We start from the raw sequence: 26,540 nt of genomic DNA on the forward strand, positions 1-26,540 counted from the left end.
GGGCTTAACGGAATGCGTACAGCCGGTCGCCAAGCGCTCGGTTCGGGGCTATGGTGATTACTCGGGGAAACGGGGCGAGTACCTGGTGGTGAGGCTATGCCGTGGCAACTGTGGGTAGTGATTGCCCTCGCTGTGGCCGCGCTGGTGCTGCTGGCCGCAGCGCGGATGCGGCACGCCCGCAAGGTCTTCGACGACATCACCACCCTCGACCGCCCGGCCGATCCCGCGGAGTCCGGCGTCGACGAGCTCGCCCGCGCCCGGGCGCGCCACGTCCACCCGGAGCCGCACCGCAAACACGGCTGAGCCCGCGGCCTGCCCTGAGCGCGCGGCCTGCCGTCGCCGACCGCCGCGCCGCGCTTCACCCGGCCGCGGCGCGCTAGAGCAGGCCGTCGCGGCGGGCGACCGCGGCCGCCTCGGTGCGGGAGCGGACGCCGAGCTTGGCGAGGATGTTCGAGACGTGCACGCTGACCGTCTTCTCGCTGATGTACAGCTCCCGCGCCAGCTGCCGGTTGGTCCGTCCCTCGGCGAGCAACCGCAGTACTTCGGTCTCGCGCGACGTCAGCGCACTGCCGCCGCCGTGCTCCCCACCGCCGGCCTCCTCCAGCAACGGGCGCGCGCCCAGCTCCCGGCCGGCCTCGGCCGCCAGCGCGGTCTGCTCGTTCGCCTCGGCGACCCGGCCGGCGGCGCGGAGCGCGTCCGACAGCCGGATCCGCGACCACGCCTGCTCGAACACGTACCCGTACCCGAACGCGTCCGTCGTCCGCTGCCACGCGGCGACATGCTCCTCCGGCGAGGGCGCGTCGATCCCGGTCAGCCAGCGCAGCCGCTCCCACTCGGACTCCAGCCGCGCGAGCCAGGCGAGCCCCTCGACCCCCATCAACCGCCCCGGCGGTAGCCCCTTCTCCGCGGTCGCCTGCCCGGCCGAGAGCAACTCCGCGCCACGCGCGACCAGCTCCGCCGCGGCCGACGGCTCCCCGGCGGCGCGGTGGCACAGCAACTGCAGGCCGAGCGTCGAGAACCGGATCCGCGCGAGGAACCACTCGGTCTGGAACACGTCCGTGCACAGCGCGGACACGTCGGCGATCAGCTGCTCCGCCTCGGCCGGCTTGTCGAGCATCCGGTACGCGTCCACGGCCGGTTGCAGTCCGATGATCGGCAGCATGATGTCGAGGTCCCACCACTTGCGCGACACCTCGAACTCCTCCGCGACCGCGGTGTCACCCCGGGCACTGCGCACCGAGAACTCCACCGATCGCAGCGCCGCCGCGGCCGCCGCCGGCGTCATCGCGTCCGTCCGGGCCGTCGCGGAAGCCTCGTCCCACTCGCCGAGCGTGAACTGTGTCAGCGACAGCAGCCGGCGGGCGTCGAAGCCGTACGCCGCCCACTGCCGCCCGAGCTCACCGGCGCGCTTGGTCGCGAACGACAACGCGGCCTTTGCGTTCAGCAAATCGCCCTGCTCGTACCGCGTGGAGCCGAGCAGGAACCGGCTCCGCACCTCGGCGGCGGGATCCCCGTCGAGCTGCGCCCGGACCGCGGCCTCCTCGAGCTGCTTCACGGCGGTCTCCGGATCGCCGGCGCGGCGCCGGAGCTGGGCCAGGGTGATCCCGGCGTCGCTGGCCGCGGACTCCTGCCCCGCCTCCCGGGCGATCTCCAGGGCCTTGTGGGCCCAGTTCTCGGCTTCCATCGGCCGGCCGAGCGCGTCGGAGACCCGCGCGTAGAGCGACGCCACGTGGGCCTTGAACACGCTGGCAGGCTCGTCGTTGACCAGCTTGAGCGCCTGCGAGATCGCCTCGTGGGACTCCTGGTCCTGGTCGATGACGAGCGCGATGTCGGCCAGCGGCAGCAGCAGCTGCGCGCGCTCCAGCTTCGGCGCGTCCGGCGGCAGGTCGGCCAGCGCCTTGCGGAGGATCTTCACCGCGCGCAGGTGCTGCGAGGACAGCGTCGCGGCGGTCGCGGTCTGGACGATCAGCCAGGTCTTCTCGACCGCGTCGTCCGGCGCGCGGTTCGGGAAGAGCTCCAGCGCGAGCTCGTAGTGCTTCAGCGCGTCCTGCGGCGCACCGACCGAGATTGCTTCCTCGCCGGCGCGGACCCGCGCCTCGAACGCGACCGGCAGGTTGTGCGACCGCGTGGCGTGCCCCGCGAGCTCGGCCGCCGTACCTGCCACGGTCAGGTCCTCGAGCGCCTGGACGTACGACGCGTGCAGGCGGACGCGCTCGCCCGGCAGCAGGTCGTCGTACACGGCCTCGGCGAGCAGCGCGTGGCGGAAGTAGTACCGATCGCTGGTCGGTACGTCGATGATGTGCGCGTCGATGAGCTCGCGCAGGGCCTCGTCGAGCTCGCGGTCGGGCAGCCCCGCGACCCCGGTCAGCAGCGTGTGCGGGACCCGGCGCCCGGCGACCGCGATCACCCGGGCGACCTGGCGGGCGGCGTCGGACAGCGGGTCGAGGCGGACCAGCAGCAGGTCGGCCAGGTCGGGCGGCACGCCGTCGCGGTCGCCCATCGAGGCCGCGGCGGCCAGCTCCTCGGTGAAGAACGCGTTCCCGCCGGCCCGCTCGAGGATGCGGCGCTCCTCGATCGCGGGCAGCGGCGTGGTCAGCAGCGAGTGCAGCAGGGCGCGCGACTCGTCGGCGTCGAGCGGCAGCAAGTTGACCCGGCGGACCCGCGGATTGCGCGACCATTCGGCGATCGGGCGGCGGAGCGGGTGCCGGCGATGCAGGTCGTCGCTGCGGTAGGAGACGACGAGCGCCAGGCGCTGCGAGGTCAGCCGGGTGATCAGGAAACCGATCAGGTCCCGGGTCGAGTCGTCGGCCCAGTGCGCGTCCTCGATGACCACCAGGATCGGTTCGCTGGTGGACAGCGCGGTGAACGCGCCGAGGACCGCGTCGAACAGCGCGGCCCGGTCGAGCTGGGCCTCCTGTGGTGCGGGCTGGGCGCCGAGCAGCCGGTGCGCGGGCAGCAGCCGGCCGATCGCCGGAAAGTTGGTCAGCACGCCCTCGACGAGGTCGGGCCGGTCGCCCGCGAGGCGGCCGAAGATCTCCGAGAACGGCTGGTAGGGCAGGCCGGCGTCACCGAAGTCGGTGCAGTGCCCGACCAGGACGCCGAAACCGCGCTCGTGGGCGCCGGTCGCCACCTCGTCCAGCAGCCGGGTCTTGCCGACGCCGGCGTCGCCGGACAGCAGCACGGCGCCGGCCCGCCGGGTCTTGGCGTCGTCCACGGCGCTGAGCAGGGCGGCCATCTCGGACGAGCGGCCGACGAGAGGTGTCGAGTTCCAGGGCACGTCGTCCATCTTCGCCCCTGACGCCGACACAAATCGACGGCATCCCGTCCGTTCCTGCTCCCCGGGTCCAGAACCGGGTCCAGAACCGGGTCCAGAACCGGGTACAGAAACGCCGTCCCTGATCGCGAGTTCGGGATCAGGGACGGCGGTCCGGGCGGTCACGCCGCCGGGCGGGGTCGGAGGGTGTGCCGCGGCTCCGGGTGTGAACCCTTCGCCGTGCGCTGCCGCCGGTTGGCGGCCCGGTAGTCACGCTTGGCGCGCTCCAGCCGGTAGGCGGCCTCCGCCTTCATCGACTCCTGGGTCGGTGGAATGGTGAACATGGTGTCCCTCCCTTCAGGCTTTCCGGTTGAACAGGTGGCTGAGGCTGCGGCGGCCCCGGGTGCTCCGGGTCTGCCGGAAGTCGCGGGTGAGGCGCTCCCTGCGGTAGTCGACCTCTGCCTTGACCGATGCGTTGCTGAACATGGATTCCTCCGTCTGGTGCTGCCGGCTCCCTGCCGACACCGGTAAATCTGCTCGTCTGAGGTAGGGCCGCACATCGGAACTCCTCCCTATCCGCGGCGGCCGGGACGCGGCGGGGGACCTTAGGGGGTCCTAGGAGGGGCCTAAGGCCCGGGTTACGACACCGAACGACGGCGGCGCGACCGGCTCCGGGGAGCCGATCGCGCCGGGGTGGACGGGGGACCGGGGCGGTGATCGTGCGGTCACATCGCGGGACGGGCCCGGAGCTCCGGCGCGCAGGGCTGCGGCGGTTGCGGTGCGGGCTTGCGCTGGAACCAGAAGGGCCGCTGGAAGTCGCGGCGGATCCGTTCCTGCCGGTACCGGATCTCTGCCTGGAGCGAGTCGGTGGAGTGGAAGTACATGGTCGCCTCCGCGGTCTGCTGTCGTTGGGAAGACAGTGCGCGGCTGAGGAGGACCGGCACATCGGCACAACTCCCTATGCCGTGGGCAACCAACTCCCTAGACCTCGAACAGACACCGGTTCCGGAAGCCGTACGTCCGGAACCGGACCTAGCATCGGTGCCATGGAGTTCCTCGGCGAGGTGATCGAGTGGCGCGGTCCGGCGCCGTACTACTTCGTCCCGGTGCCGGAGGAGGAGGGCGCCGCGCTGCGTGACGTGGCGCTGGCCACGAGCTACGGCTGGGGCATGCTGCCGATCCACGCCCGGATCGGTACGACGGAATGGAAGACGTCGCTGTACCCGAAGGGCGGCGGGTACCTGCTGCCGCTGAAGGACGCCGTACGGAAGCCGGCCGGGCTGGAGGCCGGGGACGAGGTGGAGGTCCGGCTGACGTTCGACGCACCGCCGCGGCAGCCGAAGCGGCCTGCGGCGAAGCGAGCGCCGGTGCCGCGCCGGACGGGCGGGCCGGTGACGGCCGACCAGCTCACGATCGTTCCGGCGAACCAGGCCACCTGGGAGGACTTGCAGGCGGTCTTCGGCGCGAGCGGCGACACCGGACGGTGCTGGTGCCAGCGGTTCCGGATGCTGCCCAAGGAGTCGTGGGCGTCGGAAGGCCCCGAGGAGCTGGCCGCGCGGCTCCGCGACCAGACCGCCTGCGGAGACCCGAAGGCGCGGGAGACGTCAGGTCTCGTCGCGTACCTCGACGGCGAGCCCGTCGGCTGGTGCGCGGTCGCGCCGCGGGCCGACCACGCCAGGCTGCTGCGCGACTACCGGATCCCGTGGCTGGGCCGTGACGAGGACAAGACCGACGCGACCGTCTGGGCGGTGACCTGCTTCGTCACGCGGGCCGGCTACCGGCGCCGCGGGATCAGCCGCGCGCTCGCGCACGCCGCCGCCGACCATGCCCGCGATCGCGGCGCTCGAGCGGTCGAGGGCTACCCGGACTTCGTCGATGGGGGATCGGTGGGGACACCCGCGACGTTCGCCGCGGCGGGCTTCACCGAGGTCAGCCGGCCCGGTCGGCGCCGCGCCGTGATGCGCATCGACTTCTGACGGTTCAGCGGTTGTACGACAGGCTCAGTTCGTAGTGGTCGGGGTCGAGGAGTTCGTCGGCGTACTCGGCGAAGTCGTCGGTCGCGGTCCAGCTGGTGCGGGTCGTGTGCAGGAACCAGGTGCCGTCCGGGCGGTCGAGGAGCCCGGCCTCGACGGGCGTGAGCCGGCGGCCGCGGAGGCGTTGCTCGCAGTGGTCGAGGTACAGGCCGGCGCGGTTCAGCGTGACGCTGATCGAGCCGTTGTCGAGGCCGCGTTCCGGGAGGTCGCGCAGTGCCTCGGTCGCCGGTACCCGGCTGCGCTCGAGCGAGATCGCCGTACCGTCGGTCAGCTGCCGGACGCGTTCGATCGCGACCAGCTCCGGCGAGTCCAGGCCGAGCTCGGCGGCCAGGGCGGGATCGTCCGTGCGCTCGATCCGGACAGTCCGCAGCCGGGTCTCCACGCCCTGCTCGGCCAGCGCGTGGGTCCAGCCGAGCCGCCCGTCCAGCGGCTGCCCGTCGAACAGCACGTACGATCCCTTGCCGGTCCGGGTGGTGATCAGCTCGTCCTCGGCGAGTACGGCGAGCGCGGCGCGGACCGTGTTCCGGCTGACCGAGAAGCGCTTGGCCAGCTCGACCTCACCGGGCAGCTGGGTGCCGGGCCGGACGACGCCCGACTTGATCTCCCGGGCGAGGACCCGCGCCACCCGTTCGTGCTTCAGTGCGATGTTCCGCATCGGCCGCTCACTGGTTCAGCGCACGCAACTGCTCGACAGTGACGATCTCGAGCATCGGCGAGTAGAGCCGCATGATGTCGATCGCCTTCTGGTGACTCGCGTCGTCGGAGCCGGCGCAGGCGTCCTCGACCACCTGGACGTACACGCCCGCGTCCACCGCGGCCAGCGCCGTCGTGATCACGCAGCAGTCCGTCGTCACGCCGCTCAGTACGAGATGCCCGCCGGTCCCGACCCGCCGCGCGAGATCGGGGCCCCAGGCGCCGAACGTGGTCTTGTCCAGCGTCTCGGCGCCCTTGAACTCGTCGACCAGCTGATACGCCTCCGACTCCGGCGGCTGCAGCGCGAACGGGTAGTGCTCGTAGTACGTGACCCACGACCCCTGCGGCCGCGCCGGCGCCAGGAACCGGGTGAAGACCGCGTCCGGCGCGAAGATCTCCAGCAGCTGCTTGGTCGGGTCGATCACCCGCTCGAAGTCGGGCGTCGCCCAGCCGGACTCCGGGTCGGCGAAGATGTTCTGCAGGTCGATGATCGCGAGCACCGTCACGCCTCCTGACGCCGTACGGCGGACCGGCCGCCGAGGGCTTGTACGACGAACCCGAGCACCAGCGCGACCAGCACGCCGAGGTTCGCGAACTGCCAGGCGCCCTCCCTGCCGCCGAGCCCGAACGTCCCGAGCAGGTACCCCTGCCAGGTCAGCCAGGACGCGAACGTGTTCGTGACCAGGCCCCAGCCGATGCCGGTCGCGACGAGCATCGTCACCACGGGCAGCGGCCGTATGTCGCCGTACCGTCCGCTCGGCCGGTACAGGTCGTCCTCCGCGTAGTCGCGCCGCCGGGTCGCGATGTCGGCGAGCATGATCCCGCACCAGGCCGCGATCGGGACGCCGAGCGTGATCAGGAAGCCCTGGAACTGCGGGAGGAACTCGCCGCCGTAGAACACCACGTAGACGGTGCCGATGATCATCACCACGCCGTCGATCAGCGCGGCGACGTACCGCTTGACCGGGAGCCCGAGCGACAGCAGCGCGAGCCCGGACGAGTAGATGTCCAGGACGGCGCCACCCACCAGCCCGAGCACCGCGACGACCACGAACGGCACCAGGAACCAGGTCGGCAACGCCTCCGCCAGCGCACCGATCGGGTCCGCGCCGATCGCGGTACTCAGGTCCTGCGACGAGCCGGCTAGGAGCAGACCGAAGACCAGCAGTACGACGGGGGCCAGCGAGCCGCCGAACGTCGTCCAGCCGACCACGCCGCGACTCGACGATCGGCGCGGGAGGTACCGCGAGTAGTCCGCGGCCGCGTTCACCCAGCCGAGGCCGAAGCCGGTCATCAGGAAGACCAGCGCGCCGATCACGGCCTGCGCGGAGCCGTTCGGCAGCGCGGAGACCGTGCTCCAGTGGATCTGGTCGGCGACCAGGATGATGTAGACGACCGTGAGGACGCCGGTGACCACGGTGATCACGGTCTGCGCCCGCATGATGAGGTCGAACCCGAGCACCCCGCAGGCCACCGTCAGCAGACCGACCACGATCAGCGCGATCACCTTCGTCAGGTTGCCGCCGCCCCAGCCCAACCGCTCGAACACCGTCGCCGTGGCCAGCGTGGCGAGGATCGTCAGTACGGTCTCCCAGCCGACCGTCAGCATCCACGACACCAGCGACGGCAGCTTGTTGCCCCGGACACCGAACGCGGCCCGGCTGAGCACCATCGTCGGCGCCGACCCGCGCTTGCCGGCCAGCGCGACCAGGCCGCAGAGCAGGAACGAGAACACCACCCCGATCAGCCCGGCGACCACCGCCTGCCAGAAGGAGATCCCGAACCCGAGCGCGAACGCGCCGTAGCTCAGCCCGAGCACGGACACGTTGGCGCCGAACCACGGCCAGAACAACTGGGCCGGGCGGCCCTTCCGGTCCGCGTCCGCGATCACGTTCAGCCCGTTGGCCTCCACGGAGAGCGCCCGGGACTGCTGCACCTCGACCTGATCGGTCATCTCGGCTCCTTCGAAGGACCTGTTCAGTCCTGTTCAAAACGACGGTAGGTCGCAGTGCCCGGGCGGTCAACGGAATAGGCTGAGTCCCATGGCGGAGACCGATCTGGGGATGCCGGCGGTACGACCGGCCGTGGGCGCGCTCGCGAAGCTCGCGCCGGAGCCGGTCCGGTACCTGCTGAACTGGGGGCGCAAGTACTCGCTCTGGGTGTTCAACTTCGGCCTGGCCTGCTGCGCGATCGAGTTCATCGCGGCGTCGATGGGCCGGCACGACTTCATCCGGCTCGGCGTGATCCCGTTCGCGCCCGGCCCGCGGCAGGCCGACCTGATGGTGGTCTCCGGCACCGTGACCGACAAGATGGCGCCGGCGATCAAGCGCCTCTACGACCAGATGCCGGAGCCGAAGTACGTGATCTCGTTCGGCTCCTGCTCGAACTCCGGCGGCCCGTACTGGGACTCGTACTGCGTGACCAAGGGCGTCGACCAGATCATCCCGGTCGACGTCTACGTGCCCGGCTGCCCGCCGCGGCCCGAGGCGCTGCTGCAGGGCATCCTCAAGCTGCAGGAGAAGATCGCCGGCGAGAACGTGACCTCGCGGTACGACGAGCCGTCGGCGTCCGCGCTCACCCGGGGGCTGGTGCGGCCTTGAGCGCGGATGCCCTGGAGGCGCTGACCGGCGCGGGGATCGCGGCCACCCTGACCGACAGCTTCGGCCCGGCCGCGATCGACGTACCGCCGGAGTCGTGGGTCGCGGCCCACGAGGTACTGCGGGACGCCGTCGGCCTCACGTTCTTCGACTTCCTGAGCGCGTCCGACGAGCTCACCGACGGGTTCCGGGTGGTGACGCACCTCGCGGACTTCTGGGGCGGGTCGCACGTCGAGCACGTCCTGGTGCGCACGCTGGTGCCGCGCGACAACGCCGTACTGCCGTCGCTGACCGAGCTGTACGCCGGCGCGAACTGGCACGAACGGGAGACCCACGAGATGTTCGGGATCGGCTTCGACGGGCATCCGAACCTGACCACGCTGCTGCTGCCGGACGAGTTCGAGGGGCATCCGCTGCGCAAGGAGTTCGTGCTCGCGTCGCGGGTCGCGAAGCCGTGGCCGGGGGCGAAGGAGCCGGGCGAGTCCGACCACGCCCCGGCCGGTGCGCCGAGCCGCCGCCGGACGCTGCCGCCCGGCGTACCCGATGCCGAGAGCTGGGGGCCGCGGCCCGCGGGCTCGCCGGATCCCGATCCGCTCGCGCCGGCGCAGGCCGCGTCGACCCCGGCACGGCCGCGGCGGGCCGGCGGCGAACGTCGTACCCGGAGGCAGACCGAGTGATCCCGCGGCCCGAGGAGCTGGCCCGGTACACCCTGGAACGTCAGCATCCGCTCACCCGCGCCTGGGTGGACGACGCCCAGCGGCTCGCGATCCTGACCGAGGAGCACGCGGCGCTCGACATCCTGCTGGCCGAGGACCTCGAGATCGCGGCGCAGCGCGCGCAGCGGCTGACGCCCGGTCGGCCCGCGGAGTCGATGCTGAACCGGTGGGTTGCTGTGGGCAACGACCTGCGGGTGATGTTCGGCATGCGCTTCGAGAACCTGGATCCGGCCCGGCCGTTCGTCGACGCGACACCGATGACGCGCTCACCGGAGCCGCGCGACCTGCCGGGGCTGGCCGCGGCGGCGCAGGAGTACTACGGGATCCACCGGCCGCGGTACGTCCGGCTGTGGAGCGCGGAGGCCGGCGTCGAGGGGACGCTGCCGGACCGGCGGTTCCTTGCGGCGCCGATCAGCGAGCTCCGGCCGTACGACGTACCACCCGGGCTCGAGCTCCGGCCGGCGAAGACCGTCGACCACTACGAGGAGGCACTGCGCGCGTACGCCGACGTGGACGCGGACCACCCGCATCACCGCGAGGAGGCGACGCTGCAGGACCTGGACGACCTGCAGGAATCGGCGGACGACGGCCTGCTGTTCGAGGTCACGGTGAACGGCGAGTGGGCCGGGTACGCCGCCGCGATCATCAAACCCGACGACGCCCTCGGCCTCCCGGCCTACGTGGTCCGCGAACTGGTCCTGTCCAAACCCCACCGCGGCCACGGCTACGGCCGCCACCTGAGCCCCCTCCTGGCCCAGGCCCTCCCCGACCCCACTCGAATCCTCATCGGCACCATCCACGCCGCCAACCAAGGCGCCCGAACCGCAGCCCTAGCCTCCGGCCGCCACGACGTAGGCGGCTGGCTCCAACTACCGCTTCGTCAAGCCTGAGCGAGGCGCTCCGTCGGCTGACCGGTGAGGTCGGCGATGAGCTCGAGGTCCTTGTCCAGGTGGAGAAGCGTCAGGTCGGACAGCTCGGCCGTCGCCGCGATGAGGAGCTGTTCCGGTGACGGTGCTCGGTGTTGGCCGGATTCGGCAAGAAGGGCCTGCACCGCGACAGCCCGACGTTCGATCGCGATGGTGATGTTCTCGACCGCCATCGCGGCCACTGATGGAAGGCGCAGGCTCAAGCGGTGCTCCTCCGCCGACCGTGCAGTGATGCCAATCTCCAGCAGTGTGAGCGTGGTGATGCGTACCTGGCCCAGGTTGATCCGGCTTGCCCACTGTTCAATGTTCGGCGCGGCGTCTAGCCGCACCAAGGCGGACTTGTCGATCAGCCAGCGCCTTCCTGGTTCAGGAGAGGTCATGACCAGGCTCGGTCCATGACATCAGGGTTGGCCAAGTCACGCGCCAGTTCCGACAACCGCTGCAGATCGGCAGCGGTCACCGTAACCTCGGAGCGCGCTGCGTCCTGCGTGAGCTGCCTCCGGAGATACTCGTTCCTGGACAGGCCCAGGCCGGCCGCTCTCCTGTCGAGCACCTCGAGCACGTCGTCGGGTACGTCGCGAATCAGCACGTCGCTCATCAGTGGATCTCCCTTCGTCGATATCTGATGATATCAGGCGCGGAACTCGGGGGCGTGTTCTTCGGCCCAGGTGGTGAAGGGCAGGGCTGGGTGGCCGGTTAGTTGGGGGACTGTGGTGGTGACTGGTTCGGGGGTGGCTACAAGGGAGGACCAGTAGGTGACTGCGCTGTCGGCGAGGGCTGGGTCGGCGCCTTGGTCGAGCATGGCCTGGCGGGCGGCGTCGGCGGTGAGGGGTTCGATGTGCATGGGTTTGCCGACGACGCGGGCGATGGTTGCTACCTGCTCGCCCAGCGTGATGACCTCGGGGCCGGTGATGTCGTGGGTCTGGCCGATGTGGTGGTCGTCGAGCAGGGTGAGGACCGCGACGGCCGCGATGTCGCGTTCGTGGATCATCGAGCGGCCGGCGTCGGGGTACGGGAGGCGGATCGTGTCTCCGGTGCGGAAGTCCTCCGCCCAGGCCTGGGCGTTGACCGCGAAGCCGCTCGGCCGGACGAACGTCCACGCGCTGCCCGCCTCGCGGAGCAGGCTCTCGATGTCGCCCCACACGCTGCCCGGTGCTGCGTTGAGCGAGGACAGGTACACCACCCGCCGCGGCAGTTCCGGCACGATCTTCTCCGCCCCTTCGACGCTGTACGACGGCCACAGCAGGAACGCCGCGTCGACGTCCGCAGCGGCACGTCGTACGGCGTCGGCGTCGTAGATGTCGCCCCGCACCACCTCGACGTCGGGCGGGAGGCCGGCGGATCCCGGCGTACGGACGAGGGCCCGGACGGTGACGCCCGCGGCGCGCAGTCCGGCGACGACGTGGCGGCCGACGCGGCCGGTGGCTCCGGTGACAAGAATGGTTCGCATACGACCCACCCTCGGACCTGAACGTTGGTTGAGGTCAAGCCCGACGCCCACAGCGCCCACGGCACACTAGGCTGACGCACATGCTGGAGTTCGTGGTGCGGGTGGTGGGCGTCCTGGTCGCCTTCCTGGTGGCGCCGTTGCTGGTCGGGCAGGCCGAGCACAAGGTGATGGCCCACATGCAGTCACGGCTCGGGCCGATGTACGCCGGCGGTTTCCACGGCTGGGCGCAGCTGGTCGCGGACGGGGTGAAGTTCGTCCAGAAGGAGAGCGTGGTCCCGGCCGCCGCGGACAAGCGGGTGTTCGAGTGGGCGCCGATCGTCGCGATCCTGCCGTACCTCGCCGCGCTCGCCGCGATCCCGCTGGCGCCCGGCATCGTCGGCGCGGAGCTCGACTCCGGGTTGTTCTTCGTGCTCGCGGTGATGAGCATCGGCGTCCTCGGCTCGCTGATGGCGGGCTGGGGCAGTGGCAACAAGTACAGCCTGCTCGGCGGCCTCCGGGTCGCGGCGCAGCTGATGAGCTACGAACTGCCGTTCGTCCTGTCCGCGGCCAGTGTCGCGGTCGCCGCCGGGTCGCTCAGCCTGACCGCGATCGGCCACGCCTGGAACCCGTGGTGGTTGCTGTGGCAGCTGCCCGGACTGGTGGTGTTCTTCATCGCGGGGCTGGCGGAGCTGCAGCGGCCGCCGTTCGACATGCCGGTCGCGGACTCCGAGGTGATCTTCGGGCCGTACACCGAATACACCGGCCTGCGGTTCGCGATGTTCCTGCTCGCCGAGTACGCCGGGATCGTCGTACTGGCGGCGCTGACGACGGTGCTGTTCCTCGGCGGCTGGAATGGTCCGGGGCCGGAGTCGATCGGGTGGATCTGGGCGATCCTGAAGATCGCGCTGGTGTCGGTCGTGGTGATCTGGGTGCGGGTGTCGTTCCCGCGGATGCGCGCCGACCAGCTGCAGAAGCTGGCGTGGCAGGGCCTGGTGCCGGTGGCGCTGCTGCAGCTGGCGCTCACCGGCGTCGGCGTCGTGCTGTTCTAGGTCGTCTACGGAGTTGCCAGGGCCTCCGTGGGGGAGAGGCGGGATGCGCGGATGGCCGGGTACAGGCCGGCCAGCCCGCCGATCACCAGGGTGGCGGTGACTCCGCCGGCGAGCGCCCACACCGGGATCACGGTCAGCCAGTTCTGGTACGACGCGTACGCCGCGGTGACCGCCGATCCGATGAGCGCGCCGCCGATGCCGCCGAGCGTGGAGAGCAGCAGTGATTCGGTGAGGAACTGGGTGCGGATCTGGCCCCGGGTCGCTCCGAGCGAACGGCGCAGCCCGATCTCGGCGCGGCGTTCGAGCACCGAGATCACCATGATGTTCGCGACCCCGACCCCGCCGACCAGGAGCGCGACCGCGCCCAGGCCGAGCAGCAGGCCGGTGAACGCCTGGCCTGCGGCCTGCTTGGCGGCGAGGGCGTCGGACGGCCGTGACACCTCCACCTCGTTCGGGGCCTCCGGGTTGGCCGTTGCCCCGAGCACCGATCGGACCGCGCCGACCTGGGCGTCGTCCGAGCGGGTGTAGATCGTGGTCGGGTGGCCGTCGAAGGCGAGTTTCCCGCTGGCAGCGGGCCAGCCCATGAGGGCGGCGCTGTCCAGTTCGGGGGCGAGCGCCGCGGGTTCGAGGATGCCGAGGACGGTGAACCAGGTGTTGCCGATCAGGACCTGGGTGTCCGGGCCGGCCTTGGTGATGCCGAGTCGTTCGGCGGCCGCCGCGCCCAGGACGGTCGCCGGGAAACTGCCGGTGGCGGCGTCGATCCACTTGCCGCTCCGGACCGTCGCGCCGATCGTGTCGAGCAGGTTGGTGCGGGCGGCGTACGGGATGATGCCGTTGGTCTGGACGTCCGGGATCTTGTCGGTCCGGTAGACCGACGCGTCGTCGACCTTGCCGATCGCGGACTCGGCGCGCACCGGAGCGATCCGGCGCACCATGGCTTCCGCGGTGAGCGGGAGTTGGGCCTGCTCACCGGTCAGGCGGGTGCCGGGCGTGACGGTGAGCAGATTGGTGCCGAGGGCATCGAGCTGCTCGTCGAGCTCGGCGCGCGAGGACGACGAGATCCCGACCACGGCGACCATCGCCGCGATCCCGATCGCGATCCCCAACGCCGACAGAAACGCCCGGGTAGGCCGCGTCCGCAGCCCGACGGCTCCCACCCGCACAACATCCCGCAACCCCAGCGCAGCGGGCCTGAGCTCGCCTTTCACGATCGAACCTCCTCGACGACTATTCCGTCTCGCATGCGGATCTGGCGGGGGAGAGACGCGGCGATGTCGCGGTCGTGGGTGATGACCACGACCGTGGTGCCGGCGGCGTGGAGGTCTCGGAGGAGTTCCATGACGCCGGCTCCGGAGGCCGAGTCCAGGGCTCCGGTCGGCTCGTCGGCCAGCAGTACGGCGGGTTCGCCGGCGACGGCTCGCGCTACGGCGACGCGTTGCCGCTCCCCGCCGGACAGCTCGTGCGGCTCGTGGTCCAGCCGGTGCGCGAGGCCGACCCGTTCGAGGGCCGCCGCGGCGCGCTTGCGTCGTACCGAGAGCCGGAGGCCGGAGTACAGCAGCCCGTCGGCGACGTTGTCGACCGCCCGGACCCCCGCGGCCAGGTGGAACTGCTGGAACACGAACCCGATCCGCGTCGCCCGCAGCGCGGACAGTCCGGCGTCGGACAGCCGCGCGACGTCGTACCGATCGATCCGGACCGAGCCCGAGGTGGGCCGGTCGAGCGTGCCGAGGACGTTCAGCATCGTGGACTTGCCGGACCCGGACGGCCCGACGATCGCCACCAGTTCGCCGCGGTCGATCCGCAGGCTGACACCGCCGAGCGCGGTGACCCCGCCCGGGTACACCTTGGTCACCTCCGTCAGCTCGATCACTTCGGGATCCCCACCGTGGTGCCGGCCTTGATGCCGGTGCCGCTGATCTCGACCTGGCCGCTCGCGAACAACCCGGTCTTCACCGGGACGTACTGCGACGTCGTGCCGTCGGTGACCTCGACGCCGAACCCGCCCTCGCGCAGCGCGACCAGCGCGGCGACCGGAACGGTCAGCACGTTCTTGCGTTCCGACGCCGTGAAGGTGACGTCGGTCGCCGCGGAGGACCACGCCGCCACCGCCCGCTGGTCGGCGACGGAAACGATCACCTCGATCTTGGTCTCCGGGTCCTTGTCCTGGCTCTCCGCCGGAATGATCACCGTGGAAACTTTCTGGATCTTTCCGGCCACCGTTTTCCCGTCCGGCAGCCCGACCGTGACCGCCGCGTTGAGCGTGGCGAGCCGCTGGTCGGCCGCGTCGAGCTGGACGGTGACGGCGCGGGTGGTGCCGGTGTAGTTGAGCACCGGCTGGTTCGGGCCGAGCGGCGCCCCTTCCTGCGCCTGGACGCTGTCCACCCGGATGTGCCCCGGCGCGAACACCACGCTGCCCAGCTCGACCACACCGGTCTCGTCGAGCCCGAGATCCTCCTGCCATTCCTCGACCGCGGCGGCCGTGGCGTCGGTGTACTCGTCGTCGACGGTGAACCCCGTGTAGCCCATCGCCTGCAGGTTCTGCTCGAGCTGCAGGACGTCGGTGCCCTCGGTCCCGTCCGCGAGCCTGCGATACGCCGGCAACGCGCCGTACAGCAAGGTCGTCGGCTTGTTGTCGATGCTGTAGACGGTGTTGCCGCGCCGGAGCTCCTGCCCGCTGTCGGGTACGGCGGTGACGGTGCCGGCAACCCGGTTCACCGCCGCAGTCGTGGCGCCGAACCCGAGCCGGCCGTCCGCGGTCTCGGTGTCCTTCAGCGTCTGCTGCGTGACCTTGGCGGTGTTGACCGGAACGGCCTGGGCGGCTTGGTTCGTCGCTTGGCTGGTGTCGCCCCGGCTGACCAGGAAAGCGCTGGCCGCGCCACCGGCGGCCAGCACGACCGCGGCCGTGAGTACCTTGCGCATCGCCCGACCGCTCACCGCGCGGCCAGAATGCTCTGGCAGGCGTCCTGCGCCTTCTGGAAGTCGGGATCGTCCGCGACCCCGGGGCCGATCTGGATCCCGCGCTGGTCGGGCTTCGGGTCCGGGAACTTCTCGACACCGTTCTTGCGCATGCACTCGGCGTACTTGCGGCCGTTCTCCTGCTGCTGCGGGTTGGCCCCGCCGCCCGCCTGCGGGTCGTACTCGCGGCAGGCCTCCATGGCCTTCTGGACCTGCTCCTGGGTGACGCCGGAGTTCCGGTCGAACTTCAGCATCGGCCCCTTGCCCGGCTCCGGGTCCGGGACGTTCAGGCCGTTCTCCCGCAGGCACTGGGTGAACTTCACCGCCATCTCGTCCCGGCTGAGACTGGCCGGCGCGCTGCTCGGCGCGGTCGCCTGCGCCCCGCCGCCGGAGGCGACCTGGGTCTCGGGCTGGTCCGCGCCGCAGCCGGTCAGGAACAGGCCCGCGGTCAGGGCGGAAACGGCCAGGATGGTGTTGCGCATCGGTGCTCCTCTCGTTTCCGCCAAACCTTTCTCGACCGGCCGTTTCTCAGCCGTTTCCAAGTTCGGAAACAGGAAGGAAACAGGAACGTCGGGGATCATGGGCCCGTGCGGGTACTGGTGGTCGAGGACGAGCCGTTGCTGGCCGCGGCGATCGCGGAGTGGTTGCGCGACGAGGCGCACGCCGTCGACGTGGCCGCGGACGGCGGCGCGGCGCTGGAGCGGCTGTCCGTGAACGAGTACGACGTCCTCGTCCTGGACCGCGACATCCCGGTCGTGCACGGCGACGACGTCTGCCGGCAGCTCGTCGCGGACGGCTCGGACACCCGGGTGCTGATGCTGACCGCCGCGGCCGCCGTCATGGACCGGGTGGAGGGCCTCGGCCTCGGCGCCGACGACTACCTGACCAAGCCCTTCGCGTTCGCCGAGCTCGCCGCCCGTGTGCTCGCGCTCGGCCGGCGCAGCCGCCCCGCCGATCCGCCGGTGCTGCGGCGCGCCGGGATCACGCTGGACCCGGCGCGCCACGAGGTGTTCCGCGACGGCCGCTACGTACCCCTGTCGAAGAAGGAATTCGCTGTCCTCGCGGAGCTGCTGCGGGCCGACGGCGCGACCGTGTCGGCCGAACAACTGCTGGAGAAGGCATGGGACGAGCACGTGGACCCGTTCACCGGAGCGGTCCGGCTGACGATCCTCAAGCTGCGCCGGAAACTGGGCGAACCGGGACCGGTCGAGACCGTCACCGGCGTCGGCTACCGCATTCCGTGAGCGGCCTGTCGCTGCGCGGCCGTCTGACCCTGCGCGGCCGGCTGACCCTGTTGTACGGCGGCCTCTTCATGGTCGCGGGCGTACTGCTGCTCGGGGTCACCTACGCGCTGTTCACCGCGAACCTCGGCCAGCAGTACCGCGTGGTCGTGAAAGGGACGTACCTGAGCCCGAGCCCGGGCAACGCCAAGCCGTCTTCGCCGGCCAACGCCAAGCCGTCGCCGCCGGCCAACGACGTCTACGCGACCAAGAACGGCGTGATCCTCACCGGCGCCGACGCGGAGCGGGTACTGGAGGAGCAGCGCGAGGAGGTACGGCAGGCGGCCATCAAGTCGATGCTCACCCAGGGCAGCATCGCGCTGGTGCTCGTCGGCGGCGTGGCGGCCGGGCTCGGCTGGCTGGTCGCCGGCCGCGTCCTGGCGCCGCTGCACCGGGTCACTGACACAGCCCGGCGGATCGCGGCGTCACCCGCCGCGCTGCACGAGCGAATCGCGCTGCGCGGCCCCGACGACGAGGTGAAGAACCTCGCCGACGCGTTCGACACGATGGTCGAGCGGCTGGACCACTCGTTCGACGGCCAGCGCCGGTTCGTCGCCAATGCCTCCCACGAGCTGCGGACCCCGTTGACCCTCGGCCGCGCACTCGTCGAGGTCGCGATGCACCGCCGTACGGCGTCCACGGACGTGCGGGAACTGGGCGAGAGCCTGCTGACCATCAACGCGCGGCACGAGCAGCTGATCGACGGGTTGCTGATCCTCGCGGACTCGGAGAAGCAGCTGACCACGGTCTACCCGGTCAACCTGAGCGACATCGTCACGCACGTCTGCGCGCAGCTGAGCGCGGAGGCCGCGACGGCCGGGATCGAGGTGATCCGCGGCCCGGGCGACGCGCCGACGCGCGGGGACGCGCTGCTGCTCGAGCGGCTCGTCCACAACCTCGTCGAGAACGGCATCCGGCACAACCTCGCCGCCGGCGAGCGCTGGGTCCGGGTGACCAGCAAGACCGTCGGCGACCAGGTGCAGGTCGTGGTGGCGAACACCGGGCCCGACATTCCGCCGTACGAGGTCGAAAGTCTGTTCAAGCCGTTCTACCGCCTCGGCGCCGAGCGACTTGTCGGCGGCAAGGGCGCCGGTCTGGGGCTGTCGATCGTCCGGTCGGTGGCGGAGGCGCACGGCGGCACGGTGACCGCCGTACCGCGGGCCGGCGGCGGTCTGGAAATTACTGTGGAGCTACCTGTCGATCCGGGGTGAGGGCGTTCGTGTAGACGACGAGAAGGAGGAAGCCGATGAACCAGTACATCCTGAGCATCTACCAGCCCGACGGCCCGCCGCCCGAGCCCGAGATCCTGGACCCGATCATGCGCGACCTCGAGGCGCTGAACACCGAGATGCGCGAGGCCGGCGTCTGGGTGTTCGCGGCCGGGCTGCACCCGCCGGAGACCGCCACCGTGCTGAAGGCCCAGGGCGACGAGGTCCTCGTCACCGACGGGCCCTTCACCGAAGGCAAGGAGCACCTCGGCGGCTTCACCATCATCCAGGTCGAGGACCTCGACGCCGCTCTGCACTGGGGTCGCCGGCTCACCGCGATCCTCCGCCTGCCGGTAGAGGTCAGGCCCTCGCAGTCGTGACCCCTGACCTCGCCGCGATCTTCCGGGCCGAGCACGGGCGCGCGGTCGCGGTACTCGCCCGCGTGTTCGGCGACCTGGAGATCGCCGAGGACGCCGTCCAGGACGCGTTCGCCGCCGCGGTCGAGAAGTGGCCGGACAGCGGTGTGCCGCCGAGCCCGGCCGGCTGGATCATCACCACCGCGCGGAACCGCGCGATCGACCGCCTGCGCCGGGAGTCGGCGCGCGCGGACAAACACGCCCAGGCGGCGCTGCTGCATGCCGAGGCCGAGCCAGTGGAGGAGGGCGCCGTGCACGACGACCGGTTGCGGCTGATCTTCACCTGCTGCCACCCGGCGCTCGCCCTGAACGTGCGGGTCGCGCTGACCCTGCGGATGCTCGGCGGCCTGAGCACGTCCGAGATCGCCCGCGCGTTCCTCGTCCCCGAGCCGACGATGGCGCAGCGCCTGGTCCGCGCGAAGAACAAGATCCGGACCGCGCGCATCCCGTACCGCGTCCCGTACGAGGCGGATCTGCCCGAGCGCCTGCGCGGCGTCCTCGCGGTCGTCTACCTGATCTTCAACGAGGGGTACGCCGCATCGTCGGGCGAGGCGCTGGTCCGCGACGACCTGGCCGCCGAGGCGATCCGGCTCGGCCGCCTGCTCGTCGAACTGATGCCCGACGAACCCGAGGCCGTCGGCCTGCTCGCGTTGATGCTCCTCCAGCACTCCCGCCGCCCGGCCCGGGTCGCGGCCGACGGCACGCTGATCCGCCTCCGCGACCAGGACCGCACGCTGTGGGACCGCGCGCTGATCGAGGAGGGCCACGCGCTCGTCCGTCAGTGCCTGCGCCGCAACGCCCCCGGCCCGTACCAGCTCCAGGCGGCGATCAACGCGGTCCACACCGACGCGGCAACGACCGACGCCACCGACTGGGCCCAGATCCTCCAGCTCTACGACCACCTGCTGACCCTGGAACCCACGCCGGTCGTCGCCCTCAACCGGGCCGTCGCCGTTGCCGAAGTCGAGGGGCCCGCCGCCGCTCTGGCGCTGGTCGACGCGCTGCCGCTCGACTCCTACTACCTGTTCCACGCCATCCGGGCCGATCTGCTCACCCGGCTCGGCCGCGTCGCCGAAGCACGGGCGGCCTACGAGTCCGCGCTGTGCCTGACCCCCAACGAGTCCGAACAGAAGTTCCTCAGATCGCGCCTGCGCCGGCTTCTGTAGAGTCCCGGCGTGCCCGGATTCGAACTGATCTGCGAGGTGGAGCCGCCGACGCGCCCGGACCTGAAGAAGGTCCGGCACCAGATCGGCGTGATGAGCGCCGTCGCGGACGGCTTCCTGATCCCCGACAACCACATCGGCCGGGCGACGGTGTCGAGTGTCGCGGTGGCCAACGAGGTCCAGCTGATGGGTGCCCGCGGCATCGCCTGCCTGAACTCGCGGGACCGCAACCTGCTCGGGTTCCGCCGCGACCTGCTGACCGCGGCGGCGTACGGCGTGGAGCAGTTCCTGTTCGTGCACGGCGACGACCCGGCGGAGGGCGCGCGGACCAGTCAGCTGACCGTCCGGCGGATGATCGAGCAGACGCGCGAGACGTCGTACCCGGGTTGCAACCCCTTCAAGGTCGGCGCCGCCACTCGCCTCACCAAGGTGCCGCGCTGGAAGGCCGAGGCCGACTTCCTGTACGTGCAGGTCAGCTACGACCTCGACGAACTGCTCCGCTGGCGGGACTCCGTCGACCTCGGCATCCCGGTGTACGCCGGCGTGATGGTGCTCGCGTCCGCGCGGATGGCCCGCAACCTCGCCGCCCTGCCGCAGCTCACGATCCCGCCGGGCCTGGTCGAGGCTGTGGAGAAGGACCGCGACGCCGGCGTCGACCACGCCTGCGAGCAGATCCTGAGGATCCGTGACTCCGGGGCGTTCGACGGCGTTCACCTGATACCGGTCAGCCGGTACCGGCAGGTCACGGCCCGCCTGGAACGCGAGCTGTAGCGGCGGCGAATCGGCTAGTGTCCTGCTAAGAGACGGGAGGTGGAGCGTGGGACTGCCTGGCAAGGGCCTGGTCGAGGGGCTGAAGGTCACCGCGAGGACGCTGGCCCGTCGGTCCGTCACCGAACAGTATCCGGACGTCCAGCCCGAGCTGCCGCCGCGCAGCCGCGGCGTGATCGCGCTGCTGGAGGAGAACTGCACCTCCTGCATGCTGTGCGCCCGCGAGTGCCCGAGCTGGTGCATCTACATCGACTCGCACACCGAGACCGCGCCGTCGGTCGGTGAGCAGGCCCGGGAGCGCAGCCGCAACGTCCTCGACCGGTTCGCGATCGACTTCAGCCTCTGCATGTACTGCGGTATCTGCATCGAGGCGTGCCCGTTCGACGCGTTGTTCTGGTCGCCCGAGTTCGAGTACGCCGAGACCGACATCCGCAACCTCACGCACGAGAAGGACCGGCTCCGGGACTGGATGTGGACGGTCCCGGCGCCGCAGCCGATCGACCCGGGTCCGGCCGCTGGGGACGAAGCGTGACCACAGTCCTGTTCTCCGTCGCCGGGGTGGTGGCGGTGGCGGCCGCTGTCGTGGTCGTGGTCTCCCGCCGGATCGTGCACGCCGCGCTCTGGCTGGTGGTCGCGCTCGGCGCGATCGCCGGCTGCTTCGGCGCGCTCCGGGCCGAGTTCGTCGCGCTGGTGCAGATCCTGGTGTACGTCGGCGCGATCGTCGTGCTCGTGCTGTTCGCGCTGATGCTCACCAAGGCGCCGACCAACCCGCTGCCGACGCTCACCACCGGCCGCAGCCCGTTCGCCGCCGTGGTCGCCGGGGTGCTCGCGCTGATCCTCGGCAGCGGCATCGTACTTGCCTTCGGCAACGAGAAGATCGAGCCGGTCGCGGACGGTTCGGCGGAGGCGGTCGGTACGCAGGTGTTCAAGACCTGGGTGCTGCCGTTCGAGGTGCTCTCGGTGCTGCTGCTCGCCGCGCTGATCGGCGCGATCGCCCTGTCGCAGCGGAAGAAGGAGGACTGACGCGATGCCGTTGATCCTCCCGCTGCTGCTGGCGGTCGTCCTGTTCTGCGTCGGCGTGTACGGCGTCCTCGCCCGCCGCAACGTGATCACGCTGCTGATGTCCTTCGAGCTGATGCTGAACGCCGTGAACCTGAACCTCGTCGCCTTCGACGCCTGGCGCCTGGACACCGCCGGCCAGACCCTGGCGGTCTTCGTGATCACCCTGGCCGCCGCCGAGATCGGCCTCGGCCTCGCCATCGTCCTGCTGCTGTTCCGCGGCCACGGCCACGTCGACGCCGACGCGGCTCGTGACCTGGTGGAACGAGAGGAGGCGTCGTGATCGCCACCGTCTGGCGCGTCGCGGGGGTCGGCTTCTCGCTGCTCGTCCTGCTTTTCGCCGCCCTGCTGTACGGCGCCGATCCCGGCCGGACATCCTTCCTGAACTCCCCGGTCGGCGACCTCACCATCGGCTTCGCGGTCCGCACCGACGACCTGACGGTCCTGCTGCTCGCGGTCGTCGGCGTCATCGCGACCTGCGTCCAGGTCTACTCCCTCGGGTACCTGCACCAGCGCGCCGCGTCGTACCACGCGCTCGTCACGCTCTTCACCGCCGCGATGGTGACAGTGGTGATCTCGGACAGCCTGTTCTTCCTGCTGATCGGGTGGGAGGTGATGGGCGCCTGCTCGTACCTGCTGATCGGCCATTACTGGGAACGTCGCGACGCCCGGTCCGGCGCGGTCAAGGCGTTCCTGATGACGCGGCTCGCCGACGTCGGTTTCCTGTTCGGCATCTTCGTACTCGGTGTCGGCGCGGGCACGTTCCGGATCTCCGAGCTCGACCCGGCCGCGATGGCGCCCGGCGTCCTCACGACCGGGACGATCCTGCTGCTGGTGGGTGTGATCGGCAAGTCGGCGCAGGTCCCGCTGCAGACCTGGCTCCCGGACGCGATGCCCGGCCCGAGCCCGGTCAGCGCGTTGATCCACGCTGCGACGATGGTCGCCGCCGGCGTGTTCCTGATCGCCCGGCTGTACGACGTGTTCGCCGCGTCGGCGACCACGCTGACGGTCCTGGCGGTCGTTGCCTGCGTGACCATGTTGTTCGCCGCGCTGTGCGCGTCCGCCTCCGTCGAGGTGAAGCGGGTGCTCGCCTGGTCGACGGTCAGTCAGCTGGCGATCATGTTCGCCGCGCTGTCCCTCGGGACCGAGGACGGCCGGCACGCGGCGCTCTTCCATCTCGTCACGCATGCGGCCTTCAAGGGCCTGTTGTTCCTCTGCGCAGGCGTGCTGCTCCACCAGGTCGGCAGCGCGGCCCTCGTCGTACTGCGGCGCTACACCCGCCGCGGGCGGTTGCGGAGCGCCCTGCGCGTCACATTCCTCACGATGACGATCGGCCTCGCAGCGCTCGCCGGGGTGCCCGGGCTCGCCGGGTTCTTCTCCAAGGACAGCGTGATCGAGGCGGCGTGGGAGCACGCGCGCGACGGGTCGGCCGTCGGCTGGGTCGTGCTGGTGTCGGTCTGTCTGACCGCTGCGATCACCGCGTTCTACTGCCTGCGCCTGTGGCTGTGGGTGTTCTTCCGGACGCCTGCGTTGGCCGGCGGCATCGGCGCGTTCGAGGACGGCGACGCGGCTGCCGATCTGGACGAGCCCGACACCTCCAAGCTGCGCGACGCGCCGTGGGTGATGCTGGCGCCGCTCGTCCTGCTCGCGCTCGCCGCGATCGGTCTCGGGTATGCCGACGGCCTGCACCTCAACTGGGTCATCGGGCTGATCTCGCTCGCGCTGGTCCTGCTTGGTGCGCTTCCGGCGTACTCGCTGTGGCGGCGTGGCGCGGATCCGCGGCCGCTGCTGATGGAGCGTGAGTTCGGGGTGGATGCGGCGTACCAAGGGCTGTTCGTCGTCCCGGTGCGGTGGCTCGCGAAGCTGACCGTCCTCGGGGACCGCGACGTGATCGGGGCCTACGTACGGGCGACCGGGCGGACCGGGACGCTGGTGTCGCAAGGGTTCCGGCGGCTGCAGACCGGGAACGTGCAGACCTATCTGACGGCGGCTGTTGTCGGCGTGGTCGCGCTGGCCGTGCTCGCGGGGGTGATCGGCTCGTGAACGCGATCCTGCTCGCCGTCCTGGCGTTGCCGATCCTGGCGGCGCTGGCGTTGTGGGCGGTCCCGGTGACGATCGGGGACCGGCTCGCGGCGTCGTACGGGTCGGTGATCTCGGGGCTGGTGCTGGTCGGGTCGCTGTTCCTCTGGCCGCGGACCAGTGGCTGGGCCGATTACGAACCGCGTGACAGTGCGCTGCGCGCGGAGACCGACGTCGCGTGGATCCCGTCGCTCGGCGTGCGATTCCATGTCGGCGTCGACGCCATCTCGGTGCCGTTGATCGTGCTGACCGCGCTGCTCACGTTCCTCTGCTGCCTGTACTCGCTGAAGATCACGCCGCGGATCGGCCGGACCCGCTCGCTGATCGCCCTGCTGCTGGTCATCGAGGCCGGGGTGATCGGGACGTTCTCGGCGATGGACCTGGTGCTGTTCTTCGTCTGTTTCGAGATCGTGCTGATCCCGATGTGGCTGGTCATCGACATCTGGGGCGACCACCACGACCCGGAGGGCCGGAAGCGGGCCGCGACGACGTTCGTGCTGATGACGGTGCTCGGCTCGGCGCTGATGCTGCTCGGGTTCCTGCTGGTGCAGCGGGTCGCGGGGACGTTCGACATCGAGCGGTTGACGAACTCGCCGGTGGCCGGCGGGCACGGCATCCCGCTGGTGGCCGCGGTGCTGATCGCGGTCGGGCTGGCGGTGAAGGTGCCGTTGTGGCCGCTGCACATCTGGCTGCCGGACGCGCACGCGAAGGCTCCGACGGTCGGCTCGGTGCTGCTGGCGGGCGTCCTGCTGAAGCTGGGGACGTACGGCCTGATCAGGATCCTCGTGCCCGTGCTGCCGGACGCGACGGCCACGATCGCGCCGTACCTCGGAGCGTTCTCGACGGTGGCGATCGTCGCGGGGTCGCTGGCGTGCCTGGCGCAGAGCGACGTGAAGCGGCTGATCGCGTACTCGAGCGTCGGGCACATGGGCTTCATCGGGCTCGGGATCGCGACGATGTCACCGGCCGGGCTGCGTGGCGCCCTGTTCGCGAACATCGCGCACGGACTGATCACCGGACTGTTGTTCTTCCTTGCCGGGGCGATCAAGGACCGGCACGACACCAGTGAGCTGCGGGCGATCGGGCGGGCGCTGTACGCCCGGTTGCCGCGGATCGCCGCGCTGCTGACGTTCGCCTGCCTGGCGTCGCTCGGGCTGCCCGGGCTGGCCGGGTTCTGGGGCGAGATGCTGGTGCTGCTGGGCGCGTACGACCCGGCGCCGTCGTTGCCGCGGACAACGTTCCTGGTGTTCATGGTGATCGCCGGCGTCGGCACGGTGCTGACCGCGGCGTACTTCCTGCGTCTGGTCCGGAACCTCTGCCAGGGTGATCCGGCCGAGCACCCGCCCGCGGCGTTCGCGGTCGACCTGAGCAGGATCGAGCTGGTCACCTGGACGCCGCTCGTCGCCCTGACCGTCCTGCTCGGCGTCTGGCCCGGCCTCCTCCTGCAGCAGTGGAGTGCACTGTGACGCTTACATGGACCGACTGGCAGGCGATCGCGGTGCCGCTGGTGCTGGCGGTGGGTGCGGTTGCGGTGTTGTTGATCGACGGGTTCTGGAAGAGTGCGTCGGCGGAGTTGCGCCATATGGTCGCGACCTTGCTGACCAGCGTGGTGATTCTGTTCGGGCTCGTGTTCGTGTGGGCTCAGCGGGACGACTTCAAGCCGGCGTTCTGTCAGGCGGCGGTCGAGGGGCCTGCGCAGTGCAGTCTGGTGTTCGAGCCGTTGACCGCGGGGTTGTGGGCGGTGCTGCTGCTCGGTGGGCTCGGCGTTGTCGGGCTGTCGACGTACCGGTTGCTGGCCTCGGACGTGCCGGTCGGGGAGTACCACTTCCTGCTGCTGAGCGCGCTGACCGGGGCGACCGTGCTCGCGGGGGCGCGGGATCTCGCGACGCTGGTGATCGCGCTCGAGGTGGTGTCGCTGCCGACGTTCGCGATGGTCGGGCTGCGGCGCGACCGCCGCGGGTCCGAGGGCGCGATGAAGGCGTTCCTGGTGTCGGTGCTGTCGACCGCGGTGATGCTGTTCGGGATCTCCTACCTGTACGGCGTGACCGGCTCGCTGTACCTGAACACGATCGCGAACCGGCTGACCGGCCTCGATCCGGACCTCGCTCGGGTGGCGTTCGCGGCCGCGCTGTTCGTGATCGTCGGGTTCGCGTTCAAGATCGCGGCCGTTCCGTTCCACGCCTGGTTGCCGGACACGTACGTCGGGGCGCCGGTGGAGGTCACCACGTTCCTCGCGGTGGTGTCGAAGTCGGCTGGTGTGGCCGGGCTGCTCGTGGTGGTGACGTCGGGGATCGCGCCGACGGGCTCCGGGCTGCGGACGGCGGTCGCGATCCTGGCGGCGGTGACGATGACCGTCGGCAACCTCGCGGCGCTGCGGCAGGTCGAGGCGGTGCGGCTGCTCGCCTGGTCGTCGATCGGGCAGGTCGGCTTCCTGCTGGCACCGCTGGCGGTCGGCGACGCGCAGGCTGTCGTCGGGTACCTCGCGGCGTACGTCGTGGTGACGCTGGGCGCCTTCGGAGCCGTCGCTGTGGTGCAGCGGCATCGGCCGGGTGGGTTGCTGAGCGACTATCGCGGGATGGTGCGGTCGGAGCCGGGGCTGGCGGTGGCGCTGATCTTCTTCCTGGTGGTGCTGGCCGGTCTGCCGCCGGGGTTGGCTGGGTTGTTCACCAAGTTCGCGGCGTTCCAGGCGGTGATCGACGGGCATCTCGGGTGGCTGGCGATCGTGATGGCGGTGAACGTGATGATCGGTCTCGCGGTCTATCTGCGGTGGGTGGCGGAGCTGTTCCGGTTGCCGGCGGAGGATCCGTTCTCGGTGGACATCGAGACGCCGGCGGTGGCGATGATCTCGCTGTGCGCGGCGGTCGGCGCGGTGCTGTCGGTGCTGCCGAGTGTGATGTTCGCGCTCGCGATCTGACA

General features: G+C 71.0%; 30 protein-coding genes and 1 pseudogene. 17 read left to right on the plus strand and 14 right to left on the minus strand.

All coding sequences use genetic code 11. From position 1 onward, the window contains the following. The first annotated feature begins 96 nt into the window (after nt 1-96). Nucleotides 97-303 carry a hypothetical protein gene (locus ABN611_RS16695; protein WP_350280795.1) on the plus strand — a complete coding sequence of 69 codons (207 nt, stop codon included), beginning with the start codon at nt 97-99 and terminating at the stop codon, nt 301-303. 73 nt (nt 304-376) lie between these two features. On the opposite strand, the gene ABN611_RS16700 is transcribed toward ABN611_RS16695, so the two are convergent. The 4 genes from ABN611_RS16700 to ABN611_RS16715 form a co-directional block, all read right to left on the minus strand. After that, on the minus strand, nt 377-3,286 hold the full coding sequence (locus tag ABN611_RS16700) for an AAA family ATPase (protein WP_350280796.1): 2,910 nt from the start codon (nt 3,284-3,286) through the stop codon (nt 377-379). Nucleotides 3,287-3,435: 149 nt separating this feature from the next. Beyond that, nucleotides 3,436-3,597 (minus strand): hypothetical protein, encoded by a 162-nt coding sequence (locus tag ABN611_RS16705; RefSeq protein ID WP_350280797.1) that lies wholly within the window; start codon nt 3,595-3,597, stop codon nt 3,436-3,438. A gap of 13 nt (nt 3,598-3,610) precedes the next feature. After that, nucleotides 3,611-3,739, minus strand: coding sequence for a hypothetical protein (locus ABN611_RS16710; protein WP_350280798.1), 129 nt, complete (start codon nt 3,737-3,739; stop codon nt 3,611-3,613). A gap of 239 nt (nt 3,740-3,978) precedes the next feature. Further along, nucleotides 3,979-4,137, minus strand: coding sequence for a hypothetical protein (locus tag ABN611_RS16715; protein ID WP_350280799.1), 159 nt, complete (start codon nt 4,135-4,137; stop codon nt 3,979-3,981). A 162-nt stretch (nt 4,138-4,299) separates the two neighbouring features. Here ABN611_RS16715 and ABN611_RS16720 point away from each other — a divergent pair, with 162 nt between their 5' ends. Further along, nucleotides 4,300-5,229, plus strand: coding sequence for a DUF1905 domain-containing protein (locus ABN611_RS16720; protein ID WP_350280800.1), 930 nt, complete (start codon nt 4,300-4,302; stop codon nt 5,227-5,229). 4 nt (nt 5,230-5,233) lie between these two features. Here ABN611_RS16720 and ABN611_RS16725 read toward each other — a convergent pair whose 3' ends face one another. Genes ABN611_RS16725 through ABN611_RS16735 form a run of 3 tightly spaced genes read right to left on the minus strand, consistent with a single transcriptional unit; the run spans nt 5,234 to nt 7,933 of the window. Beyond that, nucleotides 5,234-5,941, minus strand: coding sequence for a GntR family transcriptional regulator (locus ABN611_RS16725; RefSeq protein ID WP_350280801.1), 708 nt, complete (start codon nt 5,939-5,941; stop codon nt 5,234-5,236). A 7-nt stretch (nt 5,942-5,948) separates the two neighbouring features. After that, nucleotides 5,949-6,485: a cysteine hydrolase gene (locus tag ABN611_RS16730; RefSeq protein WP_350280802.1), complete on the minus strand. Its 537-nt coding sequence runs from the start codon at nt 6,483-6,485 to the stop codon at nt 5,949-5,951. Then, complete coding sequence (locus ABN611_RS16735; protein ID WP_350280803.1) at nt 6,482-7,933, minus strand: cytosine permease; 1,452 nt, start codon at nt 7,931-7,933, stop codon at nt 6,482-6,484. Before ABN611_RS16735 ends, ABN611_RS16730 begins: the two co-directional genes overlap by 4 nt. 88 nt (nt 7,934-8,021) lie before the next feature. Here ABN611_RS16735 and ABN611_RS16740 point away from each other — a divergent pair, with 88 nt between their 5' ends. Genes ABN611_RS16740 through ABN611_RS16750 form a run of 3 tightly spaced genes read left to right on the plus strand, consistent with a single transcriptional unit; the run spans nt 8,022 to nt 10,182 of the window. Continuing rightward, a complete protein-coding gene (locus ABN611_RS16740; RefSeq protein WP_350280804.1) occupies nt 8,022-8,579 on the plus strand; it encodes an NADH-quinone oxidoreductase subunit B family protein in 558 nt (185 codons plus the stop codon). Beyond that, complete coding sequence (locus ABN611_RS16745; RefSeq protein ID WP_350280805.1) at nt 8,576-9,253, plus strand: NADH-quinone oxidoreductase subunit C; 678 nt, start codon at nt 8,576-8,578, stop codon at nt 9,251-9,253. Before ABN611_RS16740 ends, ABN611_RS16745 begins: the two co-directional genes overlap by 4 nt. Continuing rightward, nucleotides 9,250-10,182: a GNAT family N-acetyltransferase gene (locus ABN611_RS16750; protein ID WP_350280806.1), complete on the plus strand. Its 933-nt coding sequence runs from the start codon at nt 9,250-9,252 to the stop codon at nt 10,180-10,182. The genes ABN611_RS16745 and ABN611_RS16750 overlap by 4 nt, the downstream gene beginning before the upstream one ends. On the opposite strand, the gene ABN611_RS16755 is transcribed toward ABN611_RS16750, so the two are convergent. Genes ABN611_RS16755 through ABN611_RS16765 form a run of 3 tightly spaced genes read right to left on the minus strand, consistent with a single transcriptional unit; the run spans nt 10,173 to nt 11,668 of the window. Further along, a complete protein-coding gene (locus ABN611_RS16755) occupies nt 10,173-10,598 on the minus strand; it encodes a PIN domain-containing protein (protein ID WP_350280807.1) in 426 nt (141 codons plus the stop codon). The genes ABN611_RS16750 and ABN611_RS16755 overlap by 10 nt on opposite strands. Continuing rightward, on the minus strand, nt 10,595-10,816 hold the full coding sequence (locus tag ABN611_RS16760) for a ribbon-helix-helix protein, CopG family (RefSeq protein WP_350280808.1): 222 nt from the start codon (nt 10,814-10,816) through the stop codon (nt 10,595-10,597). Before ABN611_RS16760 ends, ABN611_RS16755 begins: the two co-directional genes overlap by 4 nt. 33 nt (nt 10,817-10,849) lie before the next feature. Further along, a complete protein-coding gene (locus tag ABN611_RS16765; RefSeq protein ID WP_350280809.1) occupies nt 10,850-11,668 on the minus strand; it encodes an NAD(P)H-binding protein in 819 nt (272 codons plus the stop codon). Between the two features lie 80 nt (nt 11,669-11,748). Here ABN611_RS16765 and ABN611_RS16770 point away from each other — a divergent pair, with 80 nt between their 5' ends. Beyond that, nucleotides 11,749-12,696, plus strand: coding sequence for a complex I subunit 1 family protein (locus ABN611_RS16770; RefSeq protein ID WP_350280810.1), 948 nt, complete (start codon nt 11,749-11,751; stop codon nt 12,694-12,696). 5 nt (nt 12,697-12,701) lie between these two features. On the opposite strand, the gene ABN611_RS16775 is transcribed toward ABN611_RS16770, so the two are convergent. The 4 genes from ABN611_RS16775 to ABN611_RS16790 all read right to left on the minus strand — a co-directional run bounded on the left by ABN611_RS16775 (nt 12,702) and on the right by ABN611_RS16790 (nt 16,133). Beyond that, nucleotides 12,702-13,775 carry an ABC transporter permease gene (locus ABN611_RS16775; protein ID WP_350281652.1) on the minus strand — a complete coding sequence of 358 codons (1,074 nt, stop codon included), beginning with the start codon at nt 13,773-13,775 and terminating at the stop codon, nt 12,702-12,704. A gap of 125 nt (nt 13,776-13,900) precedes the next feature. Further along, nucleotides 13,901-14,566: an ABC transporter ATP-binding protein gene (locus ABN611_RS16780; protein ID WP_350280811.1), complete on the minus strand. Its 666-nt coding sequence runs from the start codon at nt 14,564-14,566 to the stop codon at nt 13,901-13,903. Further along, the gene (locus tag ABN611_RS16785; protein ID WP_350280812.1) at nt 14,563-15,615 is read right to left on the minus strand and encodes a peptidoglycan-binding domain-containing protein; all 1,053 of its coding nucleotides are present in this window, start codon (nt 15,613-15,615) and stop codon (nt 14,563-14,565) included. Before ABN611_RS16785 ends, ABN611_RS16780 begins: the two co-directional genes overlap by 4 nt. Nucleotides 15,616-15,626: 11 nt before the next feature. After that, on the minus strand, nt 15,627-16,133 hold the full coding sequence (locus tag ABN611_RS16790; RefSeq protein WP_350280813.1) for a hypothetical protein: 507 nt from the start codon (nt 16,131-16,133) through the stop codon (nt 15,627-15,629). A gap of 105 nt (nt 16,134-16,238) precedes the next feature. Between ABN611_RS16790 and ABN611_RS16795 the strand changes: the two genes are divergently transcribed. The 11 genes and pseudogenes from ABN611_RS16795 (at nt 16,239) to ABN611_RS16845 (ending at nt 26,538) form a co-directional block, all read left to right on the plus strand. Next, on the plus strand, nt 16,239-16,895 hold the full coding sequence (locus ABN611_RS16795) for a response regulator transcription factor (RefSeq protein ID WP_350280814.1): 657 nt from the start codon (nt 16,239-16,241) through the stop codon (nt 16,893-16,895). After that, nucleotides 16,892-18,142, plus strand: a complete 1,251-nt coding sequence (locus ABN611_RS16800; RefSeq protein WP_350280815.1) for an ATP-binding protein — start codon at nt 16,892-16,894, stop codon at nt 18,140-18,142. The genes ABN611_RS16795 and ABN611_RS16800 overlap by 4 nt, the downstream gene beginning before the upstream one ends. A gap of 35 nt (nt 18,143-18,177) precedes the next feature. Beyond that, nucleotides 18,178-18,519 (plus strand): YciI family protein, encoded by a 342-nt coding sequence (locus ABN611_RS16805; protein WP_350280816.1) that lies wholly within the window; start codon nt 18,178-18,180, stop codon nt 18,517-18,519. Then, nucleotides 18,516-19,721, plus strand: a complete 1,206-nt coding sequence (locus ABN611_RS16810; RefSeq protein ID WP_350280817.1) for an RNA polymerase sigma factor — start codon at nt 18,516-18,518, stop codon at nt 19,719-19,721. The genes ABN611_RS16805 and ABN611_RS16810 overlap by 4 nt, the downstream gene beginning before the upstream one ends. Nucleotides 19,722-19,730: 9 nt before the next feature. Then, nucleotides 19,731-20,489, plus strand: a complete 759-nt coding sequence (locus ABN611_RS16815; RefSeq protein ID WP_350280818.1) for a methylenetetrahydrofolate reductase — start codon at nt 19,731-19,733, stop codon at nt 20,487-20,489. Nucleotides 20,490-20,694: 205 nt separating this feature from the next. Then, nucleotides 20,695-20,892, plus strand: a pseudogene (locus ABN611_RS16820) (4Fe-4S binding protein); the annotation flags it as partial. A 122-nt stretch (nt 20,893-21,014) separates the two neighbouring features. Beyond that, nucleotides 21,015-21,509, plus strand: coding sequence for an NADH-quinone oxidoreductase subunit J (locus tag ABN611_RS16825; protein WP_350280819.1), 495 nt, complete (start codon nt 21,015-21,017; stop codon nt 21,507-21,509). 4 nt (nt 21,510-21,513) lie between these two features. Next, nucleotides 21,514-21,828 carry an NADH-quinone oxidoreductase subunit NuoK gene (gene nuoK / locus ABN611_RS16830; RefSeq protein WP_350280820.1) on the plus strand — a complete coding sequence of 105 codons (315 nt, stop codon included), beginning with the start codon at nt 21,514-21,516 and terminating at the stop codon, nt 21,826-21,828. Then, nucleotides 21,825-23,588 (plus strand): proton-conducting transporter membrane subunit, encoded by a 1,764-nt coding sequence (locus ABN611_RS16835; RefSeq protein WP_350280821.1) that lies wholly within the window; start codon nt 21,825-21,827, stop codon nt 23,586-23,588. Before nuoK ends, ABN611_RS16835 begins: the two co-directional genes overlap by 4 nt. Further along, nucleotides 23,585-25,090, plus strand: a complete 1,506-nt coding sequence (locus tag ABN611_RS16840; RefSeq protein ID WP_350280822.1) for an NADH-quinone oxidoreductase subunit M — start codon at nt 23,585-23,587, stop codon at nt 25,088-25,090. Before ABN611_RS16835 ends, ABN611_RS16840 begins: the two co-directional genes overlap by 4 nt. Beyond that, the gene (locus tag ABN611_RS16845; protein WP_350280823.1) at nt 25,087-26,538 is read left to right on the plus strand and encodes an NADH-quinone oxidoreductase subunit N; all 1,452 of its coding nucleotides are present in this window, start codon (nt 25,087-25,089) and stop codon (nt 26,536-26,538) included. Before ABN611_RS16840 ends, ABN611_RS16845 begins: the two co-directional genes overlap by 4 nt. Nucleotides 26,539-26,540 lie beyond the last annotated feature (2 nt).

This window comes from Kribbella sp. HUAS MG21 (genome assembly GCF_040254265.1).
Taxonomy (GTDB): domain Bacteria; phylum Actinomycetota; class Actinomycetes; order Propionibacteriales; family Kribbellaceae; genus Kribbella.